17 protein-coding genes are annotated in these 24,914 nt (G+C 72.3%); 9 read left to right on the top strand and 8 right to left on the bottom strand.

Features of this window, described 5'->3' with window-relative positions:
* Positions 1 to 136: 136 nt before the first annotated feature.
* Complete coding sequence (locus ACFT5B_RS04205; RefSeq protein ID WP_386796724.1) at positions 137 to 2,794, bottom strand: hypothetical protein; 2,658 nt, start codon at positions 2,792 to 2,794, stop codon at positions 137 to 139.
* 368 nt (positions 2,795 to 3,162) lie between these two features.
* On the opposite strand from ACFT5B_RS04205, the gene ACFT5B_RS04200 reads away from it, so the two are divergent.
* On the top strand, positions 3,163 to 4,497 hold the full coding sequence (locus ACFT5B_RS04200) for a hypothetical protein (protein ID WP_386796723.1): 1,335 nt from the start codon (positions 3,163 to 3,165) through the stop codon (positions 4,495 to 4,497).
* A gap of 200 nt (positions 4,498 to 4,697) precedes the next feature.
* On the top strand, positions 4,698 to 5,606 hold the full coding sequence (locus ACFT5B_RS04195) for a hypothetical protein (RefSeq protein WP_386796722.1): 909 nt from the start codon (positions 4,698 to 4,700) through the stop codon (positions 5,604 to 5,606).
* Positions 5,607 to 5,685: 79 nt separating this feature from the next.
* Here ACFT5B_RS04195 and ACFT5B_RS04190 read toward each other — a convergent pair whose 3' ends face one another.
* The 4 genes from ACFT5B_RS04190 to ACFT5B_RS04175 all read right to left on the bottom strand — a co-directional run bounded on the left by ACFT5B_RS04190 (position 5,686) and on the right by ACFT5B_RS04175 (position 10,283).
* On the bottom strand, positions 5,686 to 6,660 hold the full coding sequence (locus ACFT5B_RS04190; RefSeq protein ID WP_386796721.1) for a glycine betaine ABC transporter substrate-binding protein: 975 nt from the start codon (positions 6,658 to 6,660) through the stop codon (positions 5,686 to 5,688).
* A gap of 125 nt (positions 6,661 to 6,785) precedes the next feature.
* Positions 6,786 to 7,700, bottom strand: a complete 915-nt coding sequence (locus ACFT5B_RS04185) for an ABC transporter permease (RefSeq protein ID WP_386796720.1) — start codon at positions 7,698 to 7,700, stop codon at positions 6,786 to 6,788.
* Positions 7,697 to 8,863 carry a glycine betaine/L-proline ABC transporter ATP-binding protein gene (locus ACFT5B_RS04180; protein ID WP_386796719.1) on the bottom strand — a complete coding sequence of 389 codons (1,167 nt, stop codon included), beginning with the start codon at positions 8,861 to 8,863 and terminating at the stop codon, positions 7,697 to 7,699. Before ACFT5B_RS04180 ends, ACFT5B_RS04185 begins: the two co-directional genes overlap by 4 nt.
* Positions 8,864 to 9,371: 508 nt before the next feature.
* Entirely contained in the window at positions 9,372 to 10,283 is a 912-nt protein-coding gene (locus ACFT5B_RS04175) for a hypothetical protein (RefSeq protein ID WP_386796718.1), read from the bottom strand.
* A 358-nt stretch (positions 10,284 to 10,641) separates the two neighbouring features.
* On the opposite strand from ACFT5B_RS04175, the gene ahcY reads away from it, so the two are divergent.
* The 6 genes from ahcY (at position 10,642) to ACFT5B_RS04145 (ending at position 18,997) form a co-directional block, all read left to right on the top strand.
* A complete protein-coding gene (gene ahcY / locus ACFT5B_RS04170) occupies positions 10,642 to 12,198 on the top strand; it encodes an adenosylhomocysteinase (protein ID WP_386796717.1) in 1,557 nt (518 codons plus the stop codon).
* A gap of 109 nt (positions 12,199 to 12,307) precedes the next feature.
* On the top strand, positions 12,308 to 13,738 hold the full coding sequence (locus ACFT5B_RS04165) for a hypothetical protein (protein WP_386796716.1): 1,431 nt from the start codon (positions 12,308 to 12,310) through the stop codon (positions 13,736 to 13,738).
* Positions 13,739 to 13,791: 53 nt separating this feature from the next.
* Positions 13,792 to 15,279, top strand: a complete 1,488-nt coding sequence (locus tag ACFT5B_RS04160) for a sensor histidine kinase (RefSeq protein WP_386796715.1) — start codon at positions 13,792 to 13,794, stop codon at positions 15,277 to 15,279.
* Positions 15,280 to 15,945: a LuxR C-terminal-related transcriptional regulator gene (locus ACFT5B_RS04155; protein ID WP_386796714.1), complete on the top strand. Its 666-nt coding sequence runs from the start codon at positions 15,280 to 15,282 to the stop codon at positions 15,943 to 15,945.
* Between the two features lie 388 nt (positions 15,946 to 16,333).
* The gene (locus ACFT5B_RS04150) at positions 16,334 to 17,584 is read left to right on the top strand and encodes an acyltransferase family protein (RefSeq protein ID WP_386796713.1); all 1,251 of its coding nucleotides are present in this window, start codon (positions 16,334 to 16,336) and stop codon (positions 17,582 to 17,584) included.
* Between the two features lie 147 nt (positions 17,585 to 17,731).
* Entirely contained in the window at positions 17,732 to 18,997 is a 1,266-nt protein-coding gene (locus tag ACFT5B_RS04145; RefSeq protein WP_386796712.1) for an acyltransferase, read from the top strand.
* A 43-nt stretch (positions 18,998 to 19,040) separates the two neighbouring features.
* Here the strand turns inward: ACFT5B_RS04145 and ACFT5B_RS04140 are convergent, their stop codons facing one another.
* The 3 genes from ACFT5B_RS04140 to ACFT5B_RS04130 all read right to left on the bottom strand — a co-directional run bounded on the left by ACFT5B_RS04140 (position 19,041) and on the right by ACFT5B_RS04130 (position 23,852).
* Positions 19,041 to 20,918 (bottom strand): SpoIID/LytB domain-containing protein, encoded by a 1,878-nt coding sequence (locus ACFT5B_RS04140; RefSeq protein ID WP_386796711.1) that lies wholly within the window; start codon positions 20,916 to 20,918, stop codon positions 19,041 to 19,043.
* Positions 20,919 to 21,000: 82 nt separating this feature from the next.
* Entirely contained in the window at positions 21,001 to 22,911 is a 1,911-nt protein-coding gene (locus ACFT5B_RS04135) for a SpoIID/LytB domain-containing protein (protein WP_386796710.1), read from the bottom strand.
* A 122-nt stretch (positions 22,912 to 23,033) separates the two neighbouring features.
* The gene (locus tag ACFT5B_RS04130) at positions 23,034 to 23,852 is read right to left on the bottom strand and encodes an RDD family protein (RefSeq protein ID WP_386796709.1); all 819 of its coding nucleotides are present in this window, start codon (positions 23,850 to 23,852) and stop codon (positions 23,034 to 23,036) included.
* Positions 23,853 to 23,910: 58 nt separating this feature from the next.
* Here ACFT5B_RS04130 and ACFT5B_RS04125 point away from each other — a divergent pair, with 58 nt between their 5' ends.
* Complete coding sequence (locus ACFT5B_RS04125; protein ID WP_386796708.1) at positions 23,911 to 24,900, top strand: stage II sporulation protein M; 990 nt, start codon at positions 23,911 to 23,913, stop codon at positions 24,898 to 24,900.
* The last annotated feature ends 14 nt before the right edge of the window (positions 24,901 to 24,914 follow it).

Here is a 24,914-nt window from a genome sequence, read left to right as displayed (position 1 = left end):
GGATCCCCCCAGAGCATGCTGTGAGCCGCGGATGTGCGGCGTGGTCGGTCGAGAGTACCGGGTCGCAGGACCCGTCCACGACGGCGGCCCGCCGCTCGGGACGAGCGACGAGCCGCCGGTTCACGGTGCGCGCCGGTCAGTACCAGCGCACGTACTGGCGGTAGGTCGTGTAGCTGGTGTCCGTGATGCGCCAGGTACCGCCTGACACCGCGGACGACGGGACGCTCGCGTAGAGCGTGAACGACGCGCAGCCGTCACCGTCGAGGGACGCCGCGTTGTAGACGTCGTCGGTCTGCTCCCACGCGGTGTCGTCGTAGACGTGACCGTTCCCGCCGACGAACGCGACGTCGAGGTCGAGCCACGGAGCGGTCGCCTGCGCGTCGATGAACGCGCACACCTGGGCCGGCGCCGCGAGGTAGCGGTCGCCGTAGGCGCCCTCCACCCAGGAGGACTTTCCGACCACCGCGAGGTAGCTGTCGAGCTGGAAGACCTGGTTCGCGATGAACGGGTGGGACCGCGACGAGTTGACGAAGAGGATCGCGGGGCTGCTCGCGCGAGTCCCGACCACGTTCTTGACGACGACGCGGTAGCGCCGAAGGTCGACGATGGAGTGGGCCACGACGGTCAGCCGGGACGACGTCTTTCCGGCGAGGGTCTTCCACGAGTCGCCGTAGTCGTCCGAGTACTGCCACTGATAGTGGAGCGACCCGCCCGTCGCCCTGACCGAGAACGACGTCGTCGTCTCGGCGTTCACGACGACCGGCTGCGGCTGGGCGGTGATCTTCGGGGTGGTGACGCCCTTCGGCCCGTAGATGACGGCGGTCCGGGTGCTGGTGCGGCTGGTCGTCGTGTAGGTGCCGCGACGGCCGGTCACGGTGACGGTGATGCGGTGGTGGTAGTTCGCGGCCGCGAGCTTGTACGTCGAGTGCGTGGCACCGGGGATGGCCTTGCCGTCGCGCTTCCACTGGTAGGACAAGCGGGCGGTGGGGGACCAGGCTCGCACGTGCGCGGTGAGGGTGGAGTAGACGCGGGTCGTCCCCGTGATCGTCGGCGCGTAGGTGCGCTTGAACGGCGCGGTGACGTAGACCGGGGCGCTCGTCCGCGACCGGGTGGTGTAGCCGGTGCGGGTGCCCGTCACGGTGACGGTGATCTTCTTGCCGCGGTCGGACGACGTGGTGACGTACGTCGTGTGGGTCGCGCCCTTGATCGAGACGCCGTTGCGCTTCCACCGGAAGGTCAGGTGCGCCGACGGCTTCCAGGTGCCCGCGGTCGCACGCAGGGTGTGGCCGGTCTGGTGGATGCCGGTGATCCTGGGGGCGGGGGCTGACAGGTAGCCGTAGCCGATGGACTTGGCCGCGCTGGTGCGGGTGACCGTCGTGTAGCCGGCGCGCTTGGCGGTGACGGTCACGGTGAGCTTGTGGCCGCGGTAGGCCGACGACGGCGTGTAGGTCGAGCGGGCGGCCCCGGTGATGGGGTGACCGTTCTGCTTCCACTGGTAGGTGAAGGTCGCGGCCGGGGACCAGGTGCCCACGGAGGCCTTGACGGGGTTGCCGACGCGGACGGTCCCGGTGATGGTGGGGGTGGTGGCGCGGGTGAAGGCGGCGTAGCCGATCGTGGCCGTCGCCGTGCTGGTCTTGGACGCGGTGGTGTACCCCGTGAGGGTGCCGGTCACGGTGAGGGTGATCCTGGTGCCGCGGTCGGCCGACCCGAGCAGGTAGGTGGTCCTGGTCGCGCCGGAGATCGGGCTCCCGTTGCGGTTCCACCGGTAGGAGAGCTTGGTGCCGGTGGTCCAGGTGCCCGGGTGGGCCGTGAGGGTGGCGGCGACGCGCGCGGTCCCCGTGATGGTGGGGGTGGGCACGGTCAGGGTGCCGGCGGCGACCTTCGTGCCGGGGGTGGTGCTGGTCGCGTCGGTGTACCCCGCCAGGGAACCGTTCACCGTCACCGACAGGTCGTGTCCCTGGTCGGTGGCCCGGGGCGTGTAGGACGGTGTGGTCGCGCCGGTGATCGGGGACCCGTCGAGGTTCCACTGGAACGTCGCTGCAGGCGCGGGGCTCCAGCCCGTGAGGTCGGCGGTGACCCTCGAGCCCACGGCCACCGTGCCCGTGATCTTCACGGTCGTGGAGGCGAAGGCGTCCGGACCCGGGAACGTGTACGTCGTGCCGGCGAACGTCAGCGAGCTGACGAGCGCGGAGCCTGCCTCGGAGCCGGACCCCAGCGAGACGCCGACGTCCTGGATCGTCGCGGCGCCCAGGGCGGCCTTCCACTCGGCGAACGTGTGATGCCCGGCACCGGGGTCCGCGGCCACGGCCTCGGACCCGGAGGAGCGCGAGAGCGTCCACTCGTCCGACCCGACGGCGACGAGCGTGAAGTACTCGGCGGCGTCGTACTCCCCGTCGCCGTCCGTGTCGCCGCGCAGCTGCAGACCGATCGCGCTGCCGTCCGCCTTGATGCTCGGCGCCTCGGCGGCGTCGGCGAGCTTGACGTGCACCGGGACGAGGCCGAACGCCTGGCTCGACGTGGACGTCGTCCTGAAGCGGACGGCGCCGTCGTCGAAGGCGACGGTGCCGCCGTCGTGGGACTCGCCCGTGTAGAGGACCGGGGACGTGGAGCCCCAGGCGGCGTCGAAGGCCGCCTTCTCGACGAAGCCGGACGTGTCGACGAGCCGGATCGGGACGGTCGCGGCGGGCGAGGCCTCGCCGTCGGCGGCGACGGCACCGCCGGCGAGGGCCGGGATCGACAGCCCGGCGGCGAGGGCCGTGACCAGGGGCACGGCCAGGGAACGGTGGAGCTTCACGCGTCCTCCAGGGAGATGAACGAGGGTGCGCGCGGGCCGCGCGCGGGCGTCACGAGTCGTTCGGTGTTCTCGCCCGGGAAGCGTCAGGAGAAAGGAGGACGGGCGCTGTGCGCCACCGAAGGGATACGGGCTGACCCGTAAGTTAGCACCGGCAACCGATTTCCGGAAGCCCTGCGGCCGCCGTCGTCCGGCGCCGGAGCCGCGATGGGTGAAATTTCGTCCGCGAGGCCTCAGAGCAGTCGATCGCGACGGCGTACGACACCTGACGTCTGCCCGCGCGTGCTACGTTCTCGCGCGACCTCCTGGCGGGTCCTCCACGAACGTCCAGACGGTCACGCTGCTCACCCGTTCTCGTCCCAGGAGGATCCATGCATCGCCTCATGCCCCGTGGCCGCCGTGCCGCCGCCGTCGCCGCTTTCGCGGCCGTCGCCGTCGCCGGCGTCGTCGTCCCCGCGGGGGCGTCGACCGCGGCCCCGCAGGTCGCGTCGTCGACGACGCTCGCGGCCAGCACGACAGCCAAGCCGCACCTCACGTCCCAGCCGTCGTCCGTCGTCGTCGCGTCCGGCCAGCGCGCGACCTTCAAGGTCAGGGCGACCGGTCTCGGCCTCACCTACCGCTGGTACGTGAGCACCGACGGCACCCGCTGGACGAAGATCGCGCACGCCACGCACGCGTCGCACTCGTTCGTCGCGAAGCCGTCGTACAACGGCCACCGGTACCGCGTCGTCGTGCGCAACTCCCACGGCTCCGCGACCTCGCGCGCCGCGCGCGTGACCGTCGCGGTCACGCCGCACATCACCAGCCAGCCCCGCTCGACGACCGTGGCCACCGGCAAGCCCGCGACGTTCGCGGTGCGTGCCACCGGCAACGCGCTCGCCTACCAGTGGTACGTCGCGGCGCCCGGCAAGACCACCTACACGAGGGTCGCCGGCGCGACCCGGTCCACGTACCGGTTCACCGCGACCGCCGCGAAGAGCGGCTACCGGTACCGGGTCCTCGTCCACAACAAGGCCGGGCGCGTCGGTTCCACCGCTGCGCGTCTGACCGTGGTGACGAAGCCCAGGATCACCAAGCAGCCGATCGAGGGGCAGCAGGTCGCGAGCGGCTCCCGTGTGACGCTGGCGGTCAAGGCCTCCGGCATCGGCCTGCACTACCAGTGGCAGTACGTCGACGACTCGGCTGACGGCGACTACGAGTACCACTCCATCAAGGGCGCGACCCGGTCGAGCTACAGCTTCACGGCGACGACGAAGACCCACGACGACTACCGCGTCGTCGTGTCGAACATCGCAGGCCGGGTGGGCAGCGACGACTCCATGGTCATCGTGGACTCCTCGCTCCAGGACCCGTACGGGCCTGACGGCATGGCGCTCCTCACGAGCTGGCTCGTCACGCTCGACACCGAGGTCAAGGGCGGTCCGACCGTCGTGACGGGTGACAACCCCACGACGGTGACCAGCACCTTCTTGGGCATCCCGGCCGACCTGCACGCGCAGACCAACGACCTCACCTTCGCGCTCGTGGTCGGCGGCACGACCTACCCGGCGACCGTCACGGCCAAGTCGCTCGCCACCGCCGGCGTGTACGACTTCGTCGCGACGACCACCGTCCCCGTCCCGGCGGCTACCGCCCGGACCGGTGTGTGGAAGGTGACCGACGCGTCGGGCACCAAGCCGGTCAGCCAGTACCTCACCCAGCGCTGAGCCGAACTGCCGAACGCCGGAGGCCGGTACCCGTCGCGGGTGCCGGCCTCCGGGCGTCCGCGCGGGTGAATTCGCGGGTGACGTCGGCCCGGGGGTGCCCGGGATGGCCGTTGTGCGACACGCCCCGGGCCCGACCGAGCCGTACGATCGGGCGTCTCGTCCACGCACCGGCCTCTGGCCGGACGTCCCAGGAGTTCTCGATGCGCTCGCTCCGCGCCCTGCTCGCCACCGCCCTCGTCGGCGGCCTCCTCGTGTCCGGATCGGCCGTCGTCTCGACGACGGCCTCAGCCGCGACGACCCCGACGGCCCGGGTCACCGGCGCCAAGATCGCGTCGAAGACCGCGCCCTACGGCGGCAAGGCGACGATCAAGCCGCGCGTGTCGGCGTCGGGCAGGGTCGTGGTCAAGACCAAGACGCTCACGGTCAAGCACGGCACCAAGACCGTCGCGAAGAACAAGACGTCCGTGAAGCTCAAGGCCGGGACGTACCGGGTGACGACGCGGGCCACGTTCAAGACCTACAGCCTCAGGACGACGACGAAGACCGTCAGCAGGAAGAAGGTCGGCGTCGCCTTCGGGACGGACGTGACGGTGACCTGCACCCCGACGTCGGTCGTGGCGGACGGCTACGGCGACTTCGACGTCACCGCGAGCTGCACGTCGTCGCGCTTCGACGGCGCGCGCAAGGAGTCGCTCACACTCTTCGACATGGGCGACGGCACCTACTGGGGCTTCGGCGACAACCTCGACGAGCTGACCACGCGCGTGGTGCCTCAGACGAGCAAGCCGTTCAGCGCGGTCCTCAACCCGGGCGCCGACCTCAAGAAGAGCTACCTGGCCAAGCAGACCACCACGACGAAGGTCTGGTCGAAGCTCAAGGCGAAGTCGCTCACCCAGAAGCTCGTGATCAAGCAGGGCAAGCGCCCGAGCCACACGGCCCCGATCAGCGAGTGGAACTGCCCGAGCTGGGCTCCGATCAAGGGCAACGCCGACAGCGGCATCTACCACGTGCCCGGCGGACGCTGGTACAGCCGGACGAAGCCGGAGATCTGCTTCACCACGACGGCGGCTGCACGTGCCGCGGGCTACCGCGCATCCAAGAACGGCTGACGCCGGCTGACCTCACGACGACGCGAGGCCGGCACCCGGTGGGGTGCCGGCCTCGCGCCGTCGTGCGGGGTGCTGCCGCTCAGGAGCCTGACGTCTTCGTCGCACCGGACGTCTTCGTCGCACCGGACGTCGCGGCGTCGCCGAGCACACCGGGGACGAAGTCGGGGTTCTTCTCGAGCCACGCGTCGACGGCGCCCTCGGGGTCGTTGGTGAACCGGTCGTCGTTGCGCATGAGGTTCTCGATCTCACCGATCTGGTCGTCGGTGAGCTTGAAGTTCTTCATCCACTTCGCGACGTCCGGGTGGTCGGCCGCGAAACCCTTGTGCGCGTACGCGTGGATCTGCTCGGCGTCGCCCATGAGACCCTTCGGGTCCTCGAGGTCGCGGATCTTGAACTGGGTGTAGGCCCAGTGCGGACGCCACAGGGTCACGGCGATGTTCTTGCCGCTCTGCTCGGCGCTCTTGAGCGACGCGAGCATCGCGGACGTCGACGACGTCTGGAAGTTCAGGTCGTCGAGGCCGTAGCCCGGGAGCATGTCGTTCTTCACGACCCCGGTCTCGCCCGCGCCCGCCTCGATCCCCACGAGCTTGTTGTCGTAGTCCTTCGCGTCCTTCTTGAGGTCCTCGATCGACTGCGCGGGCGAGTCCTCGTTGACGGCGATCGTCAGCTTGGCGCTGTCGTACCAGGTGCCCAGGTCCTCGAGCTTGTCGCCGTACTTCTTCATGTAGGCGGCGTGCGTGGTCGGCAGCCAGGTGTCGGCGTAGATGTCGTAGCTCCCGCCGGCCAGGCCGGTGAAGATGATGCCGAGGTCGGCTGACTGCGTCTTCACGTCGTAGCCCTGCTCGGTGAGGATCTTCTTGATGACGTACGACGCGGCCGTGCCCTCGTCCCAGCCGGCGGGCGGGAGCGCGATCGAGACGGTCTTGTCGCCGGACGACCCGGACTTGCCGGAGCCCGACGCGTCGTCGTCGGACGAGCAGGCGGCGACGCTCAGCGCGAGGGCGGAGACGGCGACGGTGGCCGCGGCGTAGCGGGTGCGGCGTGCGGTGAACATCAGGGGTTTTCCTTCCTTCGGCGGGCATACGCCCGCCTGGGTCGGGGACCGGTCGGTGGTGACCGGACGGGAGGGGGAGGGTGCGTCGTCGGGCGCGGTGCGCCTGCCCGACGACGCAGTCGGGGTCAGGCGCGGACCTTCGCCAGCGCCCGGGAGACGGGGGCGCGGCCGGCGAGCGCCGAGGTGACGCGGTCGAGGAAGATCGCGAGGATCACGACCGACAGGCCGGCCTCGAAGCCGAGCGCGATGTCGATCTGCTGGAGCGCGGCCACGACGTCCGCGCCGAGCCCGCCGGCCCCGACCATGCCCGCGACGACGACCATCGACAGGGACAGCATGATCACCTGGTTGACGCCGGCCATGATGGTCGGCAGCGCGAGCGGGATCTGGATCTGGCGCAGGATGCGGCGGTCGGTCGCACCGAACGCACGGCCGGCCTCCACGACCTCCGAGTCGACCTGGCGGATGCCGAGCTCCGTGAACCGGACGCCGGGCGCCAGCGCGAACAGCACGGTCGCGACGATGCCCGGGACGTCGCCCGTCAGGAAGATGACGACGGTCGGGATGAGGTAGACGAACGCCGGCATCGTCTGGAGGAAGTCGAGCACGGGGCGGACGGCGCGCGAGACGTGGTCGTTGCGCGCGGCCCAGATCCCCACCGGGATCGCGATCACCAGGGCGATCACGGCGGACACGAGGACGAGCGAGAGGCTGTCCATCGCGTTGTCCCACTGGTCAACGCCGGCGATGATCACGAACCCGACCAGCACGGTCAGGCCGAGCCGCCACGTCTTGGCCCAGGTGGCCAGGAGCGCGAGGACGACCGCGACCACCCAGAACGGTGGGGTCGAGAACAGCCAGTCGACGCCGTCGTAGGCGCCCTCGAGCAGGTTCTTGATCGCGTCGAAGAAGCCCGTGAAGCTCGTGGTCAGCCAGTCGACGAAGCTGTTGATCCACTCGCCGACGTCGATGCGGGGCACGATCGTGCCCGTCTCGTCGTTCACGGCCACCGTGGCGGCGGAGAGTGCTGCGGCGATCATCGGACCGCTCCTTCCGTCGTGGCGGCGGCGGGCTCGGGGACGGGTGCACCGTCCTCGACGGCTGACGGCTCGGGCGCGGTGCCCTGCTCGGGGACCATCGCCTCGAGCAGCGCCTCGCGGTCGATGTGGCCGACGACGTGACCTGCGTCGTCGTGCACCGTGAGCGGGACGTCGCTCTCGGCCGCGGGGGCGAACAGCTCCGCGAGGGGGGTGTCCTCCGCGACCACGGGGACGCCGTCGGGCGTGGGGGCCGCGGCGGAGCCGGCGGCGGTGACGTCGGGCTCGCCGGTCGGGGTCATGACGGACGCGGCCGTGAGGACACGGGTCCGGTCGACGTCGTTCACGAACTGGGCGACGTAGTCGTCGGCCGGCTCGGACAGGATCTGCTCGGGCGTGCCGATCTGGACGACGCGCCCGTCGCGCATGACGGCGATCCGGTCCCCGAGGTGCATGGCCTCGTTGAGGTCGTGCGTGATGAAGACGATCGTCTTGCCGAGGGTGCGCTGCAGCTCGATGAGCTGCTCCTGCATCTCCCGGCGGATCAGCGGGTCGAGAGCCGAGAACGCCTCGTCCATGAGCAGGACGTCGGTGTCGGCGGCGAGCGCGCGGGCGAGCCCGACGCGCTGGCGCATGCCGCCCGACAGCTGCGACGGCAGCGAGTCGTGCCAGCCCTCGAGGCCCACGAGGTCGAGCGCGCGGGCCGCACGCTCGCGGCGCTCGGCCTTCGCCACGCCCTGGATCTCCAGCGGGTAGGCGGCGTTCTCGAGGACGGTCCGGTGCGGGAGCAGCGCGAAGTGCTGGAACACCATCGAGACGCGCGTCCGGCGCAGCTCGCGCAGGCGCGAGCCCGTGACGGCCGTGAGGTCGTCGTCACCCAGCCGGACGTGCCCCGCCGTGGGGGTCCACAGCCCGTTGATCATGCGGATCAGCGTCGACTTGCCCGAGCCCGACAGGCCCATCACGACGAAGATCTCGCCGGGCGCGACGTCGAAGCTCACGTCGATCACGGCCGCGGTACCGAGGTCCTTGACGTCGTCGCGGCTCGCACCCTCCTCGAGCCGGCGGACCGCCTTCTGGGGGCGCCGACCGAAGACCTTGTAGACGTTCTCGACCCGGACCGCGGGCGAGTGTGCTCCCGGGGTCCGGGTTGCGGTCGCACTCATGCGACTTCCACCTCCGTCACGTTCTGCGCGGCGGCGCTGTGCGCGACCCCCAGCGACCCGCGGGTCGCGCGCCGAGGCGCGGCGAGACCCGCAGGGCGAGGGCCGGGGTCCCGGTGGACCCGGCGCCATGCCGACGTTCCACCTTGCCAAAATGCAGGGCAAATCTCGAACTCGCCGGGGGCAATCAACCGCTGATCACCTCGGATCGGCCGCGCGAGATCCGCAGAATGGTGCGCCTGAGGACGGATTCTCAGGAGTTATCTCATTGTGACGTTGCGAGATCGGTCAATAATCGGTATCGCGCGCGCCCGCGCACACGCGCGTTCGATTGCTACGTGCACCCCGTTCGCCGGCGGTGACGCCCCGTTCGCCGGCGGTGACGTCGCGTTCGCCGGCGGTGACGTCGCGTTCGCCGGCGGTGACGTCGCGTTCGCCGGCGGTGACGTCGGGTTCGCCGGCGGTGACGTCGGGTTCGCCGAGGGTGACGTCGGGTTCGCCGAGGGTGACGTCAGCCTGCGCGGAGGAGCGCGAGCCGACCCGACCTTGCCCGGGCGATGTGATCGATCATGCGTCGCTCGTTGCGGTACGCGGCCTTGTCGATGCGGACGAGCGCCCAGCCGCAGTCGACGACGTCGCTCGCCCGCGCCACGTCGAGCGCCACCTGGTCGGGTCGCTCGTGGTACTGGCCGTCGTACTCGATCCCCATCCGGAGCTCGCGCCAACCCATGTCGAGCCGCGCGACGAACCGCGCGCCGTCGAACACCTCGATCTGTGTCTCGAGACGCGGGAAGCCGAGGGTGACGACCCGGAGGCGGACCTTCGACTCCCGTGGCGACTGGGCGCCGCCGTCCATGAGCTGAAGGGCGTCGTGCACGCGTCGGATCCACCGCGCGCCCGCGTTGCGGTCCACGATGACCTGGACGCCGTCCAGGTCGATGCCGCAGGGCGGCGGCACGACGACGGTCGGGTCCGGCATGCGGGGGAGGTCCGCGGTCGGGTCGGCGGCGCGGGCCAACGCGTCAAGCCGGGGCACTGAACGGAAGATGACAGGGTCGCGGGCCACGTCGTACGCGGTCCGCTCGACGGAGGTCACCGGGCCCCATGCGGAGTCGACGATGTCGTCCGGGTGCAGAGAACGTGCACGCACGACGAGCTTGCCCCGCCGGCGGATGCGGTCGGCGTGCCGCATCGCGACGTGGATCGGGCTGTCGTCGCCCGCGAACCAGTTGACCTGGTGGATCCAGAGTGCGGTGTCTCCGCAGAAGACGGCATCGTCGGGCAGCAGCGCGCGCGCAGCGCGGAGTCGTGCGTCGAAGAGGACCGACCTGGTCGGTAGCCCGGCGGGTGCGCGTGGTGGCAGGACGAGTGTTCTGGGCTCGGCTGCGTCGTCGGAAATGCTGGACGGAAGGAGAAGCGTCATGCGACGCATCGTGGCCGCCAGGTATCCACGGCTGCCGCGAGCGGTACACAGGTTGTGCACGACGGCGCTGTCCACAGGTCGGGCGGTCGCCGTCGGCGAGCGCGATGTCGCCGTCGGCGGGCCGTCCGTCACCGTCGGCGGGCCGTCCGTCACCGTCGGCGGACGGAACGTCGCCGTCGACGAAGGCGGCGTCACCGTCGACGAACGCAGCGTCGCCGTCGGCGAGCGCAGTGTCGCCGTCGGCGAACACGTTGTCACCGGGGGCGGGCCGACTACCCTGGACGTGATCCCGCCGCCTCCCGGCGTCGGCCACCCCGCGCGGACGGGAGCCCCCAGCGCACAAGTCCAAGGAGCACGTATGTCCGAGAACGCTTCGTCCGCAGGAAGCACCGGGTTCGACGAGGTCCCCGGCCGCTACAAGGTCCGCAGCCTCGCGCTGGCACCGGCCGGGCGGCACCAGATCCGCCTCGCCGAGCACGAGATGCCGGGCCTCATGGCCCTTCGTGAGGAGTTCGGTCCGACGCAGCCGCTCGCCGGCGCCCGGATCGCCGGCTCGCTGCACATGACCGTCCAGACCGCCGTCCTCATCGAGACCCTCACCGCACTCGGCGCCGAGGTGCGCTGGGCGAGCTGCAACATCTTCTCCACCCAGGACGAGGCGGCCGCGGCGATCGTCGTCGGGCCGGACGGGACTCCCGAGGACCCGCGCGGCGTGCCCGTCTTCGCCTGGAAGGGCGAGTCGCTGACCGAGTACTGGGACTGCACCGAGCAGATCCTCGTCTGGCCGGCCGGCGCCGACGGTGCCGTGCAGGGCCCGAACATGATCCTCGACGACGGCGGCGACGCGACCCTCCTCGTGCACGAGGGCGTCGCGTACGAGCGGGCGGGCGCCGTCCCGGCGGACACGCGCCCCGGCGAGCCCGACCACTCGGAGGAGGCGAACGTCGTCCGCGCCGTGCTGCGCCGCGCCCTCGACGCCGACCCGCTGCGCTGGTCGACCGTCGCGGAGAGCCTCCTCGGCGTCACGGAGGAGACCACGACCGGCGTCCACCGCCTCTACCAGCTGGCCGAGCAGGGGCAGCTCCTGTTCCCCGCGATCAACGTCAACGACTCGGTGACCAAGTCGAAGTTCGACAACAAGTACGGCATCCGCCACTCGCTGCCGGACGGCATCAACCGCGCCACCGACATCCTCATCGGCGGCAAGGTCGCGTTCGTCGCGGGCTACGGGGACGTCGGGAAGGGTGCGGCGGAGGCGTTCCGCGGCCAGGGCGCGCGCGTCATCGTCTCCGAGATCGACCCGATCTGCGCGCTCCAGGCCGCGATGGACGGGTACCAGGTCGCGCGGCTCGAGGACGTCGTCGGCGAGGCCGACTTCTTCATCACCACGACCGGGAACAAGGACGTCATCCGCACCGAGCACCTGGTCGCGATGAAGGACAAGGCCGTCGTCGGGAACATCGGCCACTTCGACAACGAGATCGACATGGCCGGCCTCGCGCAGGTGCCGGGCGTCGTCCGCACCGAGATCAAGCCGCAGGTCCACGAGTGGACGTTCACGCAGGCCGGGCCCGACGGCGAGGCCGCCGGGCGCTCGATCATCGTCCTGTCCGAGGGGCGTCTGCTCAACCTCGGCAACGCGACGGGTCACCCGTCGTTCGTCATGAGCAACTCGTTCTCGAACCAGGTGATCGGGCAGATCGAGCTGTTCGAGGACGGCTCGCGCGGCTCCGACGACGGCGCCCGCCAGTACCAGCGCGAGGTCTACCGCCTGCCCAAGATCCTCGACGAGAAGGTCGCGCGCCTGCACCTGGACGCGCTCGGCGTCCGGCTCAGCGAGCTCAGCAAGGACCAGGCCGACTACCTCGGCATCCCGGTCGAGGGCCCCTACAAGGCGGACCACTACCGCTACTGAGCCCGACCCGGCTCGCGCGGTCGCCGCGCACCACGAGGGACGCCGGCGCGGCGCACTTCATCCTGTGAGGATGAGGCGCGCCGTGCCGGCGTTCTGGTTCGCTGGTCGGGTGACCGAGAACACACCGCTCACCATCGAGGAGCGGACCGAGCTGGAGTCGCTGCGCGCCGAGGTGACGCGGCTGCGGGCGAAGGCGGCGTCGTCGGGCGGGGAGCCCGGCTCGCCGGGTGCCGGCACGACGACCGGACGCGCGGGCCGGCCGAAGGGCTGGTTGCGCTGGACGGCCACGGGGGTGCTCGTCGTCCTGGCGGCGCTCCTCGCGATCTCGGCGGTCGGTGCGCGGTACGTGCGCAGCCAGCTCCTCGACACCGACCGGTACGTCTCGACGGTCGCGCCCCTCGCCGACGACCCGGCCGTGCAGGGCGCCGTCGCCTCGAAGGTGACCGACGCGATCGTCCAGCAGCTCGACCTCGAGACCCTCACGCGTGACGCGCTCACCGCGCTCACCGAGAACGCCCCGCGCGTGCCGCAGGCCGTCGTCGGGCTCGCGCCCGTCCTCGCGAACCAGGCCAACGGGTTCATCGGCGACCAGGTGACGAGGTTCGTGCAGTCCGACGCGTTCGCGAACCTCTGGGTGCAGGCGAACCGCGCCGCTCACGCGAACGTCGTCGCCGTCCTCACCGGCGGCAGCGGGAAGGCGCTCACGGCCACCGCCGACGGCGCCGTCGTGCTCGACCTCGGGCCCGTCGTCGACACCGTCAAGCAGCGGCTGGTGGCGCGCGGGCTGACGTTCGCCAGCAACATCCCGCAGGTCGACACGTCGATCACGATCTTCCAGTCCAACGACATCGCGAAGGCCCAGCGCTGGACCCGCGCGTTCGACCGTCTCGCCACGTGGCTGCCGTGGATCGCGCTCCTCGTGGCCGCGGCCGCGGTCGGGGTGGCGCCCCCGGGCCGCCGGCGTCGGGCCGTCGTGATCGTGGCGTCCGCGGTGGCGGTCGGGATGATCGCGCTCGGGCTCGGCATCACCATCGGGAGAGCCGTCTACCTCGGCGCGATCCCCGCGCACGTGCTGCCGCCCAGCGCCGCGGCCGTCGTGTTCGACACCGTCGTGCAGCCGCTGCGCGGCACCCTCCGCTTCGTGCTCGTCGTCGCGCTGGTCGTGGCGCTCGCGAGCTTCCTCGTCGGGCCGAGCGCCGCCGCCCAGGCCGTGCGCAACGGGTTCATGTGGCTGGTCGGGCGTGCGTCGGGCGGGCACGCGGGCGACGTGACCCGCGAGCCCAGGCCGTGGGAGGCGTGGATCGCCCGGTACGCGTTGCTGCTGACGGTCGCGCTCGTGGCGTTGGGCGGTCTCGTCCTCGTGTTCTGGCACTATCCGACGGGAGCGGTAGCGTTCTGGATCGCCCTGGTCGTCGTCGTGCTCGTCGTCGCCGTCCAGGTGCTCGCCGCACCGGGGCGCCGCGCGGCGCTGGCGGCGAAAGAGGAGCACGGTCCGCCGGCGGGCCCGGGTGACGCGGCACGGGGGACAACCCCCGCCTAGATGCGGCGGCCGGCCCCGTGGGCCCGGACGCCGCGGGCCGACAGGATGGAGGCATGAGCACGACCATGGCACCCACCCCCCAGGCGTCGACCCCCGGACCTCAGGCCCTCGAGACGACGGCCCCGACCGGTACCCCGCCGGCCACCGTCCGGCGCGAGCCGCTCGGGTTCTTCTCTGGGCCGTTCCGGCGCCGCGCCTGGAGCGAGCTGCTCTTCCTCGTCTGCACGCTGGTGACGGGCTCCGTCGGCCTCGCGTACTTCTTCTTCACCATCGGCGCGGGCGCCGGGTTCGGCGTGACCGTCGTCGGGCTCTACGTCGGCGGGTGGCTCGTCGTGGGGGCGCGGATGTGGGGCGGCCTCTACCGGGCCGAGGGCCGGGCGCTGCTCGGCGTCGACGTGCCGGCACCCCTGCCCTTCCGCGCCGGGCGCGGGTTCTGGGGCCGGATGGGCCGCCAGCTCGGCGACGCCGCAGGCTGGCGCGCGCTCGCGTTCCTGTTCCTCAGCTTCGTCACGAACCTCGTCGGCGCCGTGTTCTCGCTCGTGTTCTTCTTCTACTCGCTCGGCGCCATCACCTACGGCATCTGGTACCGCTTCCTGCCCCTCCAGCAGGCCGACGACGGCACCTGGCACCGCGGCGCCCAGTACGCCGACCAGTGGTTCGTCGACACGCCCGGGCGGATCTGGGCGCAGGCCGGCGTCGGGATCCTGTTCTTCTTCCTGTGGCCGCAGGTCCAGCGCGGCTTCGTCCACGTGACGCGCCTGCTCATCGTCAACCTCCTCGGCCCGACCAGGGCCAGCCTCCGGGTCGCCGACCTCGAGCGCGCCCGCGGCCGCACCGTCGAGGACGCCGACGCCCGCCTCCGCCGCATCGAGCGCGACCTCCACGACGGCACCCAGGCGCGCCTCGTCGCCGTCGCCATGCAGCTCGGCGAGGCCAAGGAGCAGCTCGCCGGGGCGTCGTCGGGCACGGGGGACGAGGACGCCGCCGTGAACGACGCGCTCGGCCTCGTCACCCTCGCCCACGACTCCACCAAGGAAGCGCTCACGGAGCTCCGCGAGATCGCCCGCGGGATCCACCCGCCCGTCCTCGACAACGGCCTCGCGGCCGCGCTGGGGACGCTCGCCGCGCGGTCGCCCGTGCGGACCGTCGTCGACGTCGACCCGGCGCTCGCCGACCGGGAGGCTCTCGCCCCGGCGATCGAGGCGCTCGCGTACTACGCGGTCGCGGAGCTCGTGACCAACGCCGCCAAGCACGCCCACGGGTCGACCGTGTGGGTCCTCGTCGAGCCGGCCGCCTCGCCCCGTCCGCCCGCACCGGGCTCGACCGAGCCGTCGACGTTCGTCCGGATCCGCGTCCGCGACGACGGCGTGGGCGGCGCGGCCGTCAACCTCACCGACCCCCGTCCGGGCGAGGGCAGCGGCCTCGCCGGTCTCGTCGAGCGCGTGCGCGCCGTCGACGGCACCCTGGACGTGACCAGCCCCGTCGGCGCCGGCACCCGCGTCGACGTCCTCCTGCCCACCGTCGTCCCCGGGGAGAAGTAAGTGCGCATCCTCATCGCGGAAGACTCCGCGATCCTCCGCGACGGCCTCGTGGCCCTCCTGCAGCGCAGGGGCCACGAGGTCGTCGGGGCCGTCCCCGACGCCGACGCCCTCCGCGCAACGTACGCCGCGCTGGTGGCGGACGGCGGGCCCGGCGCGCCCGACGTCGTCGTCGTCGACATCCGGATGCCCCCGACGTTCACCGACGAGGGGCTGCGGGCGGCGATCGAGCTGCGCGCCGCGAACCCCGGGCAGGGCGTGCTGGTGTTCTCGCAGTACGTCGAGACGCAGTTCGCGTCCCGCCTCCTCGCCGACGACGCCCGCGGCCTCGGGTACCTGCTCAAGGACCGCGTCGCGGACGTGGGGGAGTTCCTCGGCGCCCTCGAGCGGATCGCCGGCGGCCAGACCGTGCTCGACCCCGAGGTCGTCAGCCAGCTCATGGGCGCCTCCCGCGGCGACGACGGCCTGGCGCGGCTCACGCCCCGCGAGCGCGAGGTGCTCGAGCTCATGGCGCAGGGGCGGTCGAACGGCGCGATCGCCGAAGGCCTCTTCCTGTCGTACGGGGCGGTCGAGAAGAACGTGACGTCGATCTTCGACAAGCTCGGGCTGCCCCCCGACGGCGCCGACCATCGCCGCGTCCTCGCGGTCCTGCGCTACCTGCGCGGGTAGCCTCCGGTCCGCTGTCCGCGCCACCGGCGGCGTCGGCCGCCCAGTCGCGCGAGGTAGCGCGACGGACCGCCGCAGCTCGGCCCCGAGCCCCCGATCTTCCGGACATCTCGGGCGCCTGGTCGGGTGGTTCAACCCGGGCATGTGACGCGCAGCGGGCGCGTGGCGTGGCTTCTCGCGGGGTGCGACGCCGCCGCTGTGGCGGTGCGCCGCTCTGGGCGGAACGAACCCTGTGGGTCTCCTGGCGATCGGGCGCACCGGGGCCCGCCAGGTTGCGCCGCACCGCCCCGTCTTCGTACGGTCGCTAGATCACGAAACGATAACGACAGGAACAAGGCACGCAGAAACGACACCGACGAGGCAGCCGCACGGCCGCCCCGAAGGGAGGCGCATGACGGCGCCCGCCACCCGTCCGACGACCGCACCGACACCCGCACCGACACTCTCCGCGACGCGCCGACCCGCACCGCACCGCCTGCCGCCGGCCCGCACGAGCCCCGCGGCCTCCGCATCCTCCTCTGCGCCGCCGCGTGAACGGTTCGCCCTCGTCGACGGCCTCCGCCTCCTCGCGGCCCTCGGCGTGGTCCTCTACCACTTCACCGCCCGCGACAACCCGGCCTGGCACACCGACGTCGCCCGCATCTTCCCGAACCTCGGCGGCGTGACCGTCTACGGCGCCCTGGGCGTCGAGCTGTTCTTCCTGATCAGCGGGTTCGTCATCCTCATGAGCGCGTGGGGCCGGACGGTCCCGGCGTTCGTGGCGTCGAGGGTGGGGCGGCTCTACCCGGCCTACTGGCTGGGTGTGCTGTCGACGGGCTTCCTGCTGCTCGTCGTCTGGCCGCGCAAGGACCTGGGCGTCCACGACGTCGCGGTGAACCTCACCATGGGGCAGGCGGCGTTCGGGGTGAACGACGTCGACGGCGTGTACTGGACCCTCTGGACCGAGCTCCGCTTCTACCTGCTGGTCGGGCTCCTCATGGTCTGGGGGTTCACGCCCCGTCGGGTGGCCTGGCTGTGCGCCGTCTGGCCGCCGGTCGCGTGGGTGCTGGCGACGCGGCTGCCGGTGGACTGGTCGTCGTGGCCGGGCGGCATCAACTGGCCGGCAGCGCTCCTCGTCGACCAGTACGCGGGTCTCTTCGCCGCCGGGATGATGATCTTCCTCGTCGCCCGGCACGGGGCGACCCCGGCGCGGCTCGCGGTGCTCGCGTCGAACGTGACGCTCGTCGTCTGGCAGCTCGCTCCCCGGCTGCAGGTCCGCTTCGCGTCCACCACGGAGCACCCGGTGTCCACCACCGTGATCCGCGTCGGGCTGCTGGCGGCGCTCGGCCTGCTGCTCGCCGCGACGTGGACGCCGCTGCGGCGGGTGCGCTGGTCGGGGCTCGTGCTGGCCGGCGCGCTGACCTACCCGGTCTACCTGCTGCACGAGTGGTGGGGCTGGTGGCTCATCCACCTGGTGCCGTCCGGCGTGCCGGCCTACCTGACGCTCGGGTCGGTGCTGCTCGTCGTGCTCGGGGTCGCGGCGCTCGTCCACCACGGCGTCGAGCGACGGGTCGGGCCTGCGCTGCGGCGCTGGGTGGCAGGGGCGCTCGACCGCGCCGGGGGCGCCCTGGCGCGCCTCGCACCGCGGCCGCGCGAGGCCTGAGGCGACGACCCGAGCGGGCGGCGGGGGAGAGCCCCCGTCGCCCGCTCGTGCGTCCCCGCCGGACGGTCGGAGGACGGCGCCATACCGCGCTGACCTGCGATTTCGGAGAGTGGAGACGTCCCCGAGGAAACGTCTCAGGAGCGTCCCATGGCCATCGCCGCACCTCCGTCCCTGCCCCGTCCGGCAACGCTGCCGGGCACGTCGGCCCCGCCCGCGCGTCGGCCCGCGGCCCCTCCCGCGGAACCGTCGAACGAGCTCGTCACCCGGCCCTCCGCGCCACCCAACCCGGCGCCGGGCCGCCCCGTCCGCACCGGCGCCACCCCCGCCGCCGCCCGGCGACCGGCGCGCAAGCCCCGCGACCTGTTCGTCGACGTCGTCCGTGCGCTCGGCACCCTCGGCGTCATCGCGCTGCACTGGTCGATGGTCGACGCGACCATCAGCGGCGGTGCTCTGCACGTCGGCAACGCGCTCGGGTCGGGGCCGGGGTGGCTCGTGACGTGGCTGATGCCGCTCCCGCTCCTGTTCTTCGCTGCGGGCGCGGCTGCCGGCCACGAGCGCCGCGCCACGACGCGGGGCCCGTGGGCCCTCACGGTCCACCGGGTGCGCCGGCTGGTCCGGCCCGTCGGGGTGCTGCTCGGCGCCTGGGCCGGCGCGGCGGCGGTGCTGCTCGCGCTGGGGGTGCCCGAGGGCGTCGTCGTCCCGGTCCTGCACAAGGTCCCGCAGCCGCTCTGGTTCCTCGGCGTCTACCTGGCACTCACGGCCGCGACGACGCTCGTGACGAAGGCGGTCCGTCGTCTCGGCGAACGCCTCCCCGCCGCGGTGGGCCTCGCGATGGTCGCCGTCGTCGGCGTCGACGTGCTCCGCATCGGTGCCGGACACCCGGCGGCCGGGTGGCTGAACCTCTTGCTCGTCTGGCTGATCCCGTTCGCGCTCGGGGTCGCGTACGCCGAGGGCACGCTGACGCGCCGGCCGGCGGCGCTCGTCGCGGGAGCCGTCGGGGGCGTCGTCGCCGCGGTAGCGCTCATCGTGGCCGGCCCCTACCCGATCAGCCTCGTCGGGATGCCCGGGGACGCGTTCTCCAACCTCGCCCCGCCGACGGCACCCGTCGCCGCGTTCGGGATCGCCCAGGTCTGCCTCGCGCTCCTCGCGCGCGACGCGCTGACCCGGTGGGCGACGTCGGGTCGCGGCGCGCGGCTCGTGACGTGGGTCAGCGCCCGCTCCATGACGCTCTACCTGTGGCACCTCACGGCGATGTTCGCCGTCGCGGGCGTCGTCATGCTCGCCATGCACGAGCGGCTGCCGGTGCCGTGGTCCGCGGACTGGTGGTCGACCCGGCTGACCTGGTTCGCCGCGATGGCGGCGGCCCTCGCCGGGCTCGTGGCGCTGTTCGGGCGGGTCGAGCGACGACGGTGAGCGCCGTCGTCGGGCGAGGTGGCGCCGCTTCCCGGGAGCGGCGCTACTTCGCCGTGAACGACGACACCCACGCCGCGGGGAAGCCGAACTTCGCCCGCAGGGTGTCGGCCTTGCCGGTGATGCTCGCCTTCTTGCCCGTGGACGAGGTCGCCGTGAGCGTCTTCATCTGGCCGCTCGAGTACTTCGCCGACACGCTGATCGCCTTCACGTCGGTCAGGCCGAAGATCCGCTTCGCGGTCGACTGCGAGACGCTGCGCGTCCACGACCGGTACGAGTTGCCGGGCGCGTCGAGGCTCCACGGGTCCGCGACGCTCTGCTCGTACGGGACCTTGGCGACCCACACGTCCTGCGAGGACGCGGTGCGCCCGCCCGACGACGAGTAGTAGTGCGTCGCGACGACCTTGCCGCCGTAGAGCAGGGCCTTGGCCCGGGTGGTGGACGTCAGGGTCTTGTTCACGGCCGCCACCCAGAGCTTGCCGTAGTAGCCGCTCGTGCCCTCGTTCTGCTTCTTCCAGCCGGTGAAGTTCTGGTCGCGGACGTCGTCGACCACGTTGCAGGCGCACTTCGCATTCTTCGAGGCGAGCTTGGTGATCGCGTAGCTGCGGGCGACGATCGCCTGCGCGGCGAGCGCGTGCACGCCCTCGCCCGTGCCCCAGGACGAGGGCATCTCGGCGATCCCGTACAGGTACTCGGTGTTGAGCCGCAGGTCGTTGACGACGTTGGGGTGGCCGCCGATGGCGGTGATGGTGAAGCGGCCGTTGCGGTAGGTGCCCTGGGCGCCCTTCACGGTCGCGACAGCCTTGGTCGACGTCGGCTTGTAGTAGGTCGTCCCGGACCAGTGGACCCGAAGCAGGGAGTCGGTGTACTTCTTGGTGACCGTCGTCGTGCCGCTGGCGACCTTGAACGTCGCGGTGACCTTGGTGCCGCTGACCCCGATCGTCACGGTGACGGGTGCCTTGCCCTCGTACAGCGTCGTGTCCTTCGACGACCGCAACCGCCAGGTGCCCGAGTCGATGTGGACCGTCGTCGAGGTCGCCGTGTCGGAGTAGCTGCCGGCCGGGTAGCCGTAGGGCTCCGGGCCCCAGATCTGCACGGCGATCGACGTCGGTGTGGTGACGACCGCGGGCGCCGCTCCTGTGTAGTACTTCTTGAGGATCGTCGTGGAGCTGTGGCCGAGCCGGGCCAGCTGGTAGGCGCCGTACTGCGGCATGCCGACGCCGTGCCCGAACCCCGAGCCCTTCGCGGTGAACGACGACGGCACGGTCGCCGCGGTGGTCCGGACGGTCACCTTCACCGCCGCGCTGGTGGCCTTGCCGGACACCACGAGCCGGTACAAGGCCGTGGACGTCGGCTTCACGACCACCGACCCGCTGCCGTTCGTGATCTTCGCCGTCTTGGCCGTGGTGGCCCACGTCGAGCCGCTCTTCTTCTGCAGCCTCGCGGTCGCGGACGACACCCTCGCGCCGCGGTACGTGTACGTGACGGCGAGCGTCGTCGAGCGGCCCTTCGTGATGGTCGACGACGCCGCCTTCGCGCTGATCACGTACGGCGCCTTGATGGTGAGCGTCTTGGCCGCGGAGTAGACCCCCGACGACGTCCTCGCCCGGAACACCGCCGTCGCGCGCGGCTTCACGCTGATGGTGCCCGTGCCCGCGCTCGAGGTCTTCGTCGACCCGAGCGCGTACCAGATGCCGTTGACGCGCTGCTGCACGGCGACCGTGCCCGCGTGGCCCTTGCCCCCGACCTTCCACGTCACCGTGAGCTTGGTCGACACGCCCTGGTAAGCGCTCGACGGCCCCGTGAGCGTGACCGTCGTGGTCGCCGCCTGCGCGGGCGCGGCGAGGCCCGCGAGACCCAGCGTCAGGCCGGCGGCGAGCCCCATCGTGACCGCGACGTTGCGGATCCGTCCCATCGTCCCCATGTCTCCACCGTGACACGGGCCCCTACATCCGTCACCCCGAGCGACGTTCTAGCAGGTCACGCGATCGTCACGCGGCCGCTCGTCACGGCTTCGGCGTGAACGACGTGACCCATGCCGCGGGAAGGCCGAGCGTGGTCCGCCACCACTCCGGGCTGGCCGAGACGGTCGCGGTCTTCCCGGCGGCCGACGTGCCCTTGAGCTCGCGGATCTGGCCGCTCGAGTACTTCTGCGAGACCGCGATCGACCTGACGTCCGTGAGCGGCACGCTCGCGTAGGAGAAGATCTTCTTCGCCTGCGCCTGCGTGATCGAGCGCGTCCACGACGCGTACGGGTTGCCGGGCGCGGACCGCGCCGGGTCGCTCACCGAGACCAGGTACGGCTGCTGCGGACCCGCCGTCGAGCCCTGCCACACGTCGGCGTTGTCCGCCGTCCGGCCGCCCGACGCCGCGAAGTACGGCGTCTGGATCGGCTTCCCCGCGGAGGTGACCGCCTGCGCGCTCGACGCGCTCGTCGCGGTGGCGTTCACGGCCGCGACCCAGAGCTTGCCGTAGACGGCGTCGGTGCCCTCGCCCTGCTTGTTCCAGCCGGTGTAGTTCTGGTCGCGGACGTCGTCGACGACGTTGCAGCCGCACTTCGGGTTGACGGAGCGGAGCTTGCTGAGCGCGTAGGTGCGCGCGACGATCGCCTGCGCCTCGAGCGCCGCCGCGCCCTTGCCCGACCCCCACGACGACGGCATCTCCGCGATGCCGTAGAGGTACTCGGTGTTGAACGCCACGTCGTTGACGACGTTGGGCTGCGAGCCGACGACCGTGATCACGAGCGAGCCGTTGCGGTAGGTGCCCTGGGCGCCGCTGACCGACGCCTGCCCGGACGCCCACGTCGCCGTGAACGACGCGGTGGCGGCGGGCTGCGGCGGGATCGTCCCGGTGGTCACGGAGGTGCCCGTGAACTCGGTGAGCGTGATCTTCGCTGCGCTCCCGGTGCCCGTGACGGTGACCCGGAGCTTCTCCGCCGACGTCCCGGTCAGGGAGTAGCGCAGGTCGCTGCTCGTCACGGACCAGGAGCCCGTGAACGACAGGGTCGTCGTCGACCCCGTGTCGGAGTACGTGCCGGGAGAGTAGCCGTAGGGCTCGGGCCCCCAGACCTGCACCTTGATGCGCTCCGGGGTCGTGACGTCCCCGACCGTGGTGCCCGTGTAGTAGTGGCGCAGGATCGACTGTGCGGTCGTGAGCGTGTTGGTGCCCGTGCTGGTGAGCGCCGTCTCGTACGCGCCGTACTGGGACAGCCCGACGCCGTGACCCGAGCCGGACCCGCTGACGGTGAACGTCGACGGCGGCCGCACGGTGACCGCGTGGCTCGCGCTCACGACCTTGCCGACGACGTGGAACCGGTAGGCGGTGGTCACGGTCGGGTGCACCGTCACGCTGCCGTGGCCGGAGGTGATCCGGACGCTCGTGGCCTTGACCCAGCTGCTCCCGCTGCGCCGCTCCACGAGCGCCGTCGCGGTCGCGCCGACGCCGTGGTGACGGTAGACGAGGGCGAACGTCTTGCCCGTCCCGGCCATGATGGTCGACCCCGCGGTGCTCGTCAGCGTGTACGCGGCCTTCACCGTGACCGTGCGCGCGTTCGACGACTTCCGCGTCGAGGTGAGCGTCCGGTACGTCGTGGTCGCGGTCCGCTTGACGGCGAACTTCGCGACCCCGGACGTGGTCGTCGTCTTCGCGGCGACCTTGACCCACGTCGTCCCGGACTTCCTCTGCAGCGTGACGGTGCCGCGGTGGCCCTTGCCGCCGATCTTCCAGGTGGTGGTGAGGGTGACCGCCTGGTCGCTCCACGCGGACGTCGGCCCCGTGAGGGTCACGGTCGTGGTGGCCGCCTCCGCGGGTGCCGCGAGGCCCACCGCCCCGACGACGACGGCGAGCGCGGTGAGCACGGACGCGAGCGTCCCGCGGAGGGTCGCCCGGGTGCCGCAGGAGGTCGTCGTCGAGGTCACGCGCACACTCTGCCACGCGTGGGTGACGTTCCTGAAGCGTCGAGCCGAAGCCTGTGGACGGAAAGTGTGGCGGCTTCGAGCGCGTCCGGTGCTGGGGTGCCGACGTCGCCCACGGGGCGCGTTCAGCGCCGCGGGTCCGGGACGCCGAACGGCAGGCGCGAGACCCGGTCGGCGACCTCGTGCTGCACGTGCGTGGCGCGCAGCGCGGCACCGTGCTCGCGCTCGCGGCGCTCGGTCAGGACCGCGGTGAGGAACGGCTCGGGCGGGGTGCCCCACGGGGGGCCGGGGGCGACGAAGCGCTCGACGCGTGCGGCCAGGTCGGTGCCGACGCGGGCCCGGCTCGCCGGTGCCATGCCGGCGGCCCGCCCGAGGAACTGCCGGGCCGCGAGCGCCAGGCCGTCGGGCAGCCGGGCGACGTCGGCGGTGCGGACCCACGCCACGAGCTGGGGTGGGACGGGCGGGAGCGGCGCGAGCCCCGGGCCGCCCCGGACGCGCAGCACGTACGTGCCCGCGAGGTAGTCGCCAGCGCGCTTCCCCTTCGCGTTGCAGAGGCTGACGATCAGCGCGATCGACCCGAAGGTCAGCCAGATCTCGACCACGCCCACGAGCGCCCGCACGAACGCCTGCCGGAACCGGACCGGGCCGCCGTCGTCGCGGACCACCCGCGTGCCCACGGCGAGCTTGCCGAGGGAGCGTCCACGGCTCAGCGTCTCGACCGTCGTCGGGACACCCACGAGCAGGAGCGCGAGCAGGACGATCGACAGCGCGGGAGCCGTCGCGTCGGAGGCGAGCGCGTCGAGCGCGATCAGCCCCGCGACCGCCAGGACGCCGAGGACCACGAGGTCGAGCAGGCCCGCGAGCATCCTGGACGCGAATGCCGCCGGCCGCGTCTCGAGCACGACGGCCTCGCCGATGAGCACGCCGTCCGCGGGAGCCTCCACGCGGCGAGCGTACCGGTCGCCGGCCCCGCTCGGGGGAAGGGTGTGGGAGGGTGGCGCCGTGGACCTCGACGCCCTCACCGCCGCGCGCGCCGACCAGTGGGCGCGCCTCGACGAGCTGGCCCGGCGGCGCCGGCTCGACGGCGCCGAGGCCGACGAGCTCGCGCGGCTCTACCAGGCCGTCGCGACCGACCTGTCGACCATCCGCTCGACCGCGCCCGACCCGACGATCGTCGCGAACCTCTCCGGGTCGTTGGCACGGGCGAGGGCCCGGCTCGCGGGCGCGCACGAGCCCGCCTGGTCGGACCTCGCGCGGTTCGCCGTCGTGACCGCCCCGGCCGCGCTCTACCGGATCCGGTGGTGGATCGCCGGGGTCGCCGCGGCGTCGGTGGCCGTCGCGGTCGTCGTGGGCTGGTGGGTCGCGACCGACGACGGCGCGCTCGCCGCGCTCGGCCCGAAGTCCGCCCGCGACCAGTACGCGCTGCACGACTTCACCGACTACTACGCGCCCGGCAGCACGTTCGCGAGCGTGGTCTGGACCAACAACGCCTGGCTCTCCGCCCTCTGCGTCGCGCTCGGCATCACCGGGATCGGGCCGCTGTGGGTGCTGTTCACGAACGCGGTGAACGTGGGGTCGGTCGGCGGGCTCATGGCCACCTACGGGCGCCTCGACGACTTCTTCGCCTCGATCCTCCCGCACGGGATGCTCGAGCTCACGGCCCTGTTCACGGCGGGCGCCGCGGGGCTCCGGATCTTCTGGACGCTCGTCGACCCCGGCCCGCGTCCCCGGTCGCGGGCGCTCGCGGAGGAGGGGCGCTCGCTGCTCACGGTCGCGATCACGCTCGTCGTGGCGCTCGCGGTCTCGGGCCTGATCGAGGGGTTCGTGACCGGTTCCGGGCTGCCCGAGTGGTTCAAGCTCGCCGTCGGGGCGCTCGCGCTGGCCGCGTTCTGGGTCTACGTGCTCGTGCTCGGTGGCCGCGCGGCGCGCTCGGGCGAGACGGGCGACCTCGACGCCGACCGCGCGGGCGACGTCCGGCCGGTCGCGGCCTGACCCGACGCCGCCGC

It is taken from the genome of Luteimicrobium sp. NPDC057192 (assembly GCF_042670205.1).
GTDB lineage: Bacteria > Actinomycetota > Actinomycetes > Actinomycetales > Cellulomonadaceae > Luteimicrobium.
This window is presented reverse-complemented; position numbering and strand designations above follow the sequence as displayed.

Bases quoted from the DNA above. Each gene is read 5' to 3' on its own strand.
- ACFT5B_RS04200 (WP_386796723.1), top strand. From the start codon at position 3,163: ATGCATCGCCTCATGCCCCGTGGCCGCCGTGCCGCCGCCGTCGCCGCT.
- ACFT5B_RS04195 (WP_386796722.1), top strand. From the start codon at position 4,698: ATGCGCTCGCTCCGCGCCCTGCTCGCCACCGCCCTCGTCGGCGGCCTC.
- ACFT5B_RS04190 (WP_386796721.1), bottom strand. From the start codon at position 6,660: ATGTTCACCGCACGCCGCACCCGCTACGCCGCGGCCACCGTCGCCGTC.
- ACFT5B_RS04185 (WP_386796720.1), bottom strand. From the start codon at position 7,700: ATGATCGCCGCAGCACTCTCCGCCGCCACGGTGGCCGTGAACGACGAG.
- ACFT5B_RS04180 (WP_386796719.1), bottom strand. From the start codon at position 8,863: ATGAGTGCGACCGCAACCCGGACCCCGGGAGCACACTCGCCCGCGGTC.
- ACFT5B_RS04175 (WP_386796718.1), bottom strand. From the start codon at position 10,283: ATGACGCTTCTCCTTCCGTCCAGCATTTCCGACGACGCAGCCGAGCCC.
- ahcY (WP_386796717.1), top strand. From the start codon at position 10,642: ATGTCCGAGAACGCTTCGTCCGCAGGAAGCACCGGGTTCGACGAGGTC.
- ACFT5B_RS04160 (WP_386796715.1), top strand. From the start codon at position 13,792: ATGAGCACGACCATGGCACCCACCCCCCAGGCGTCGACCCCCGGACCT.
- ACFT5B_RS04150 (WP_386796713.1), top strand. From the start codon at position 16,334: ATGACGGCGCCCGCCACCCGTCCGACGACCGCACCGACACCCGCACCG.
- ACFT5B_RS04145 (WP_386796712.1), top strand. From the start codon at position 17,732: ATGGCCATCGCCGCACCTCCGTCCCTGCCCCGTCCGGCAACGCTGCCG.
- ACFT5B_RS04140 (WP_386796711.1), bottom strand. From the start codon at position 20,918: ATGGGGACGATGGGACGGATCCGCAACGTCGCGGTCACGATGGGGCTC.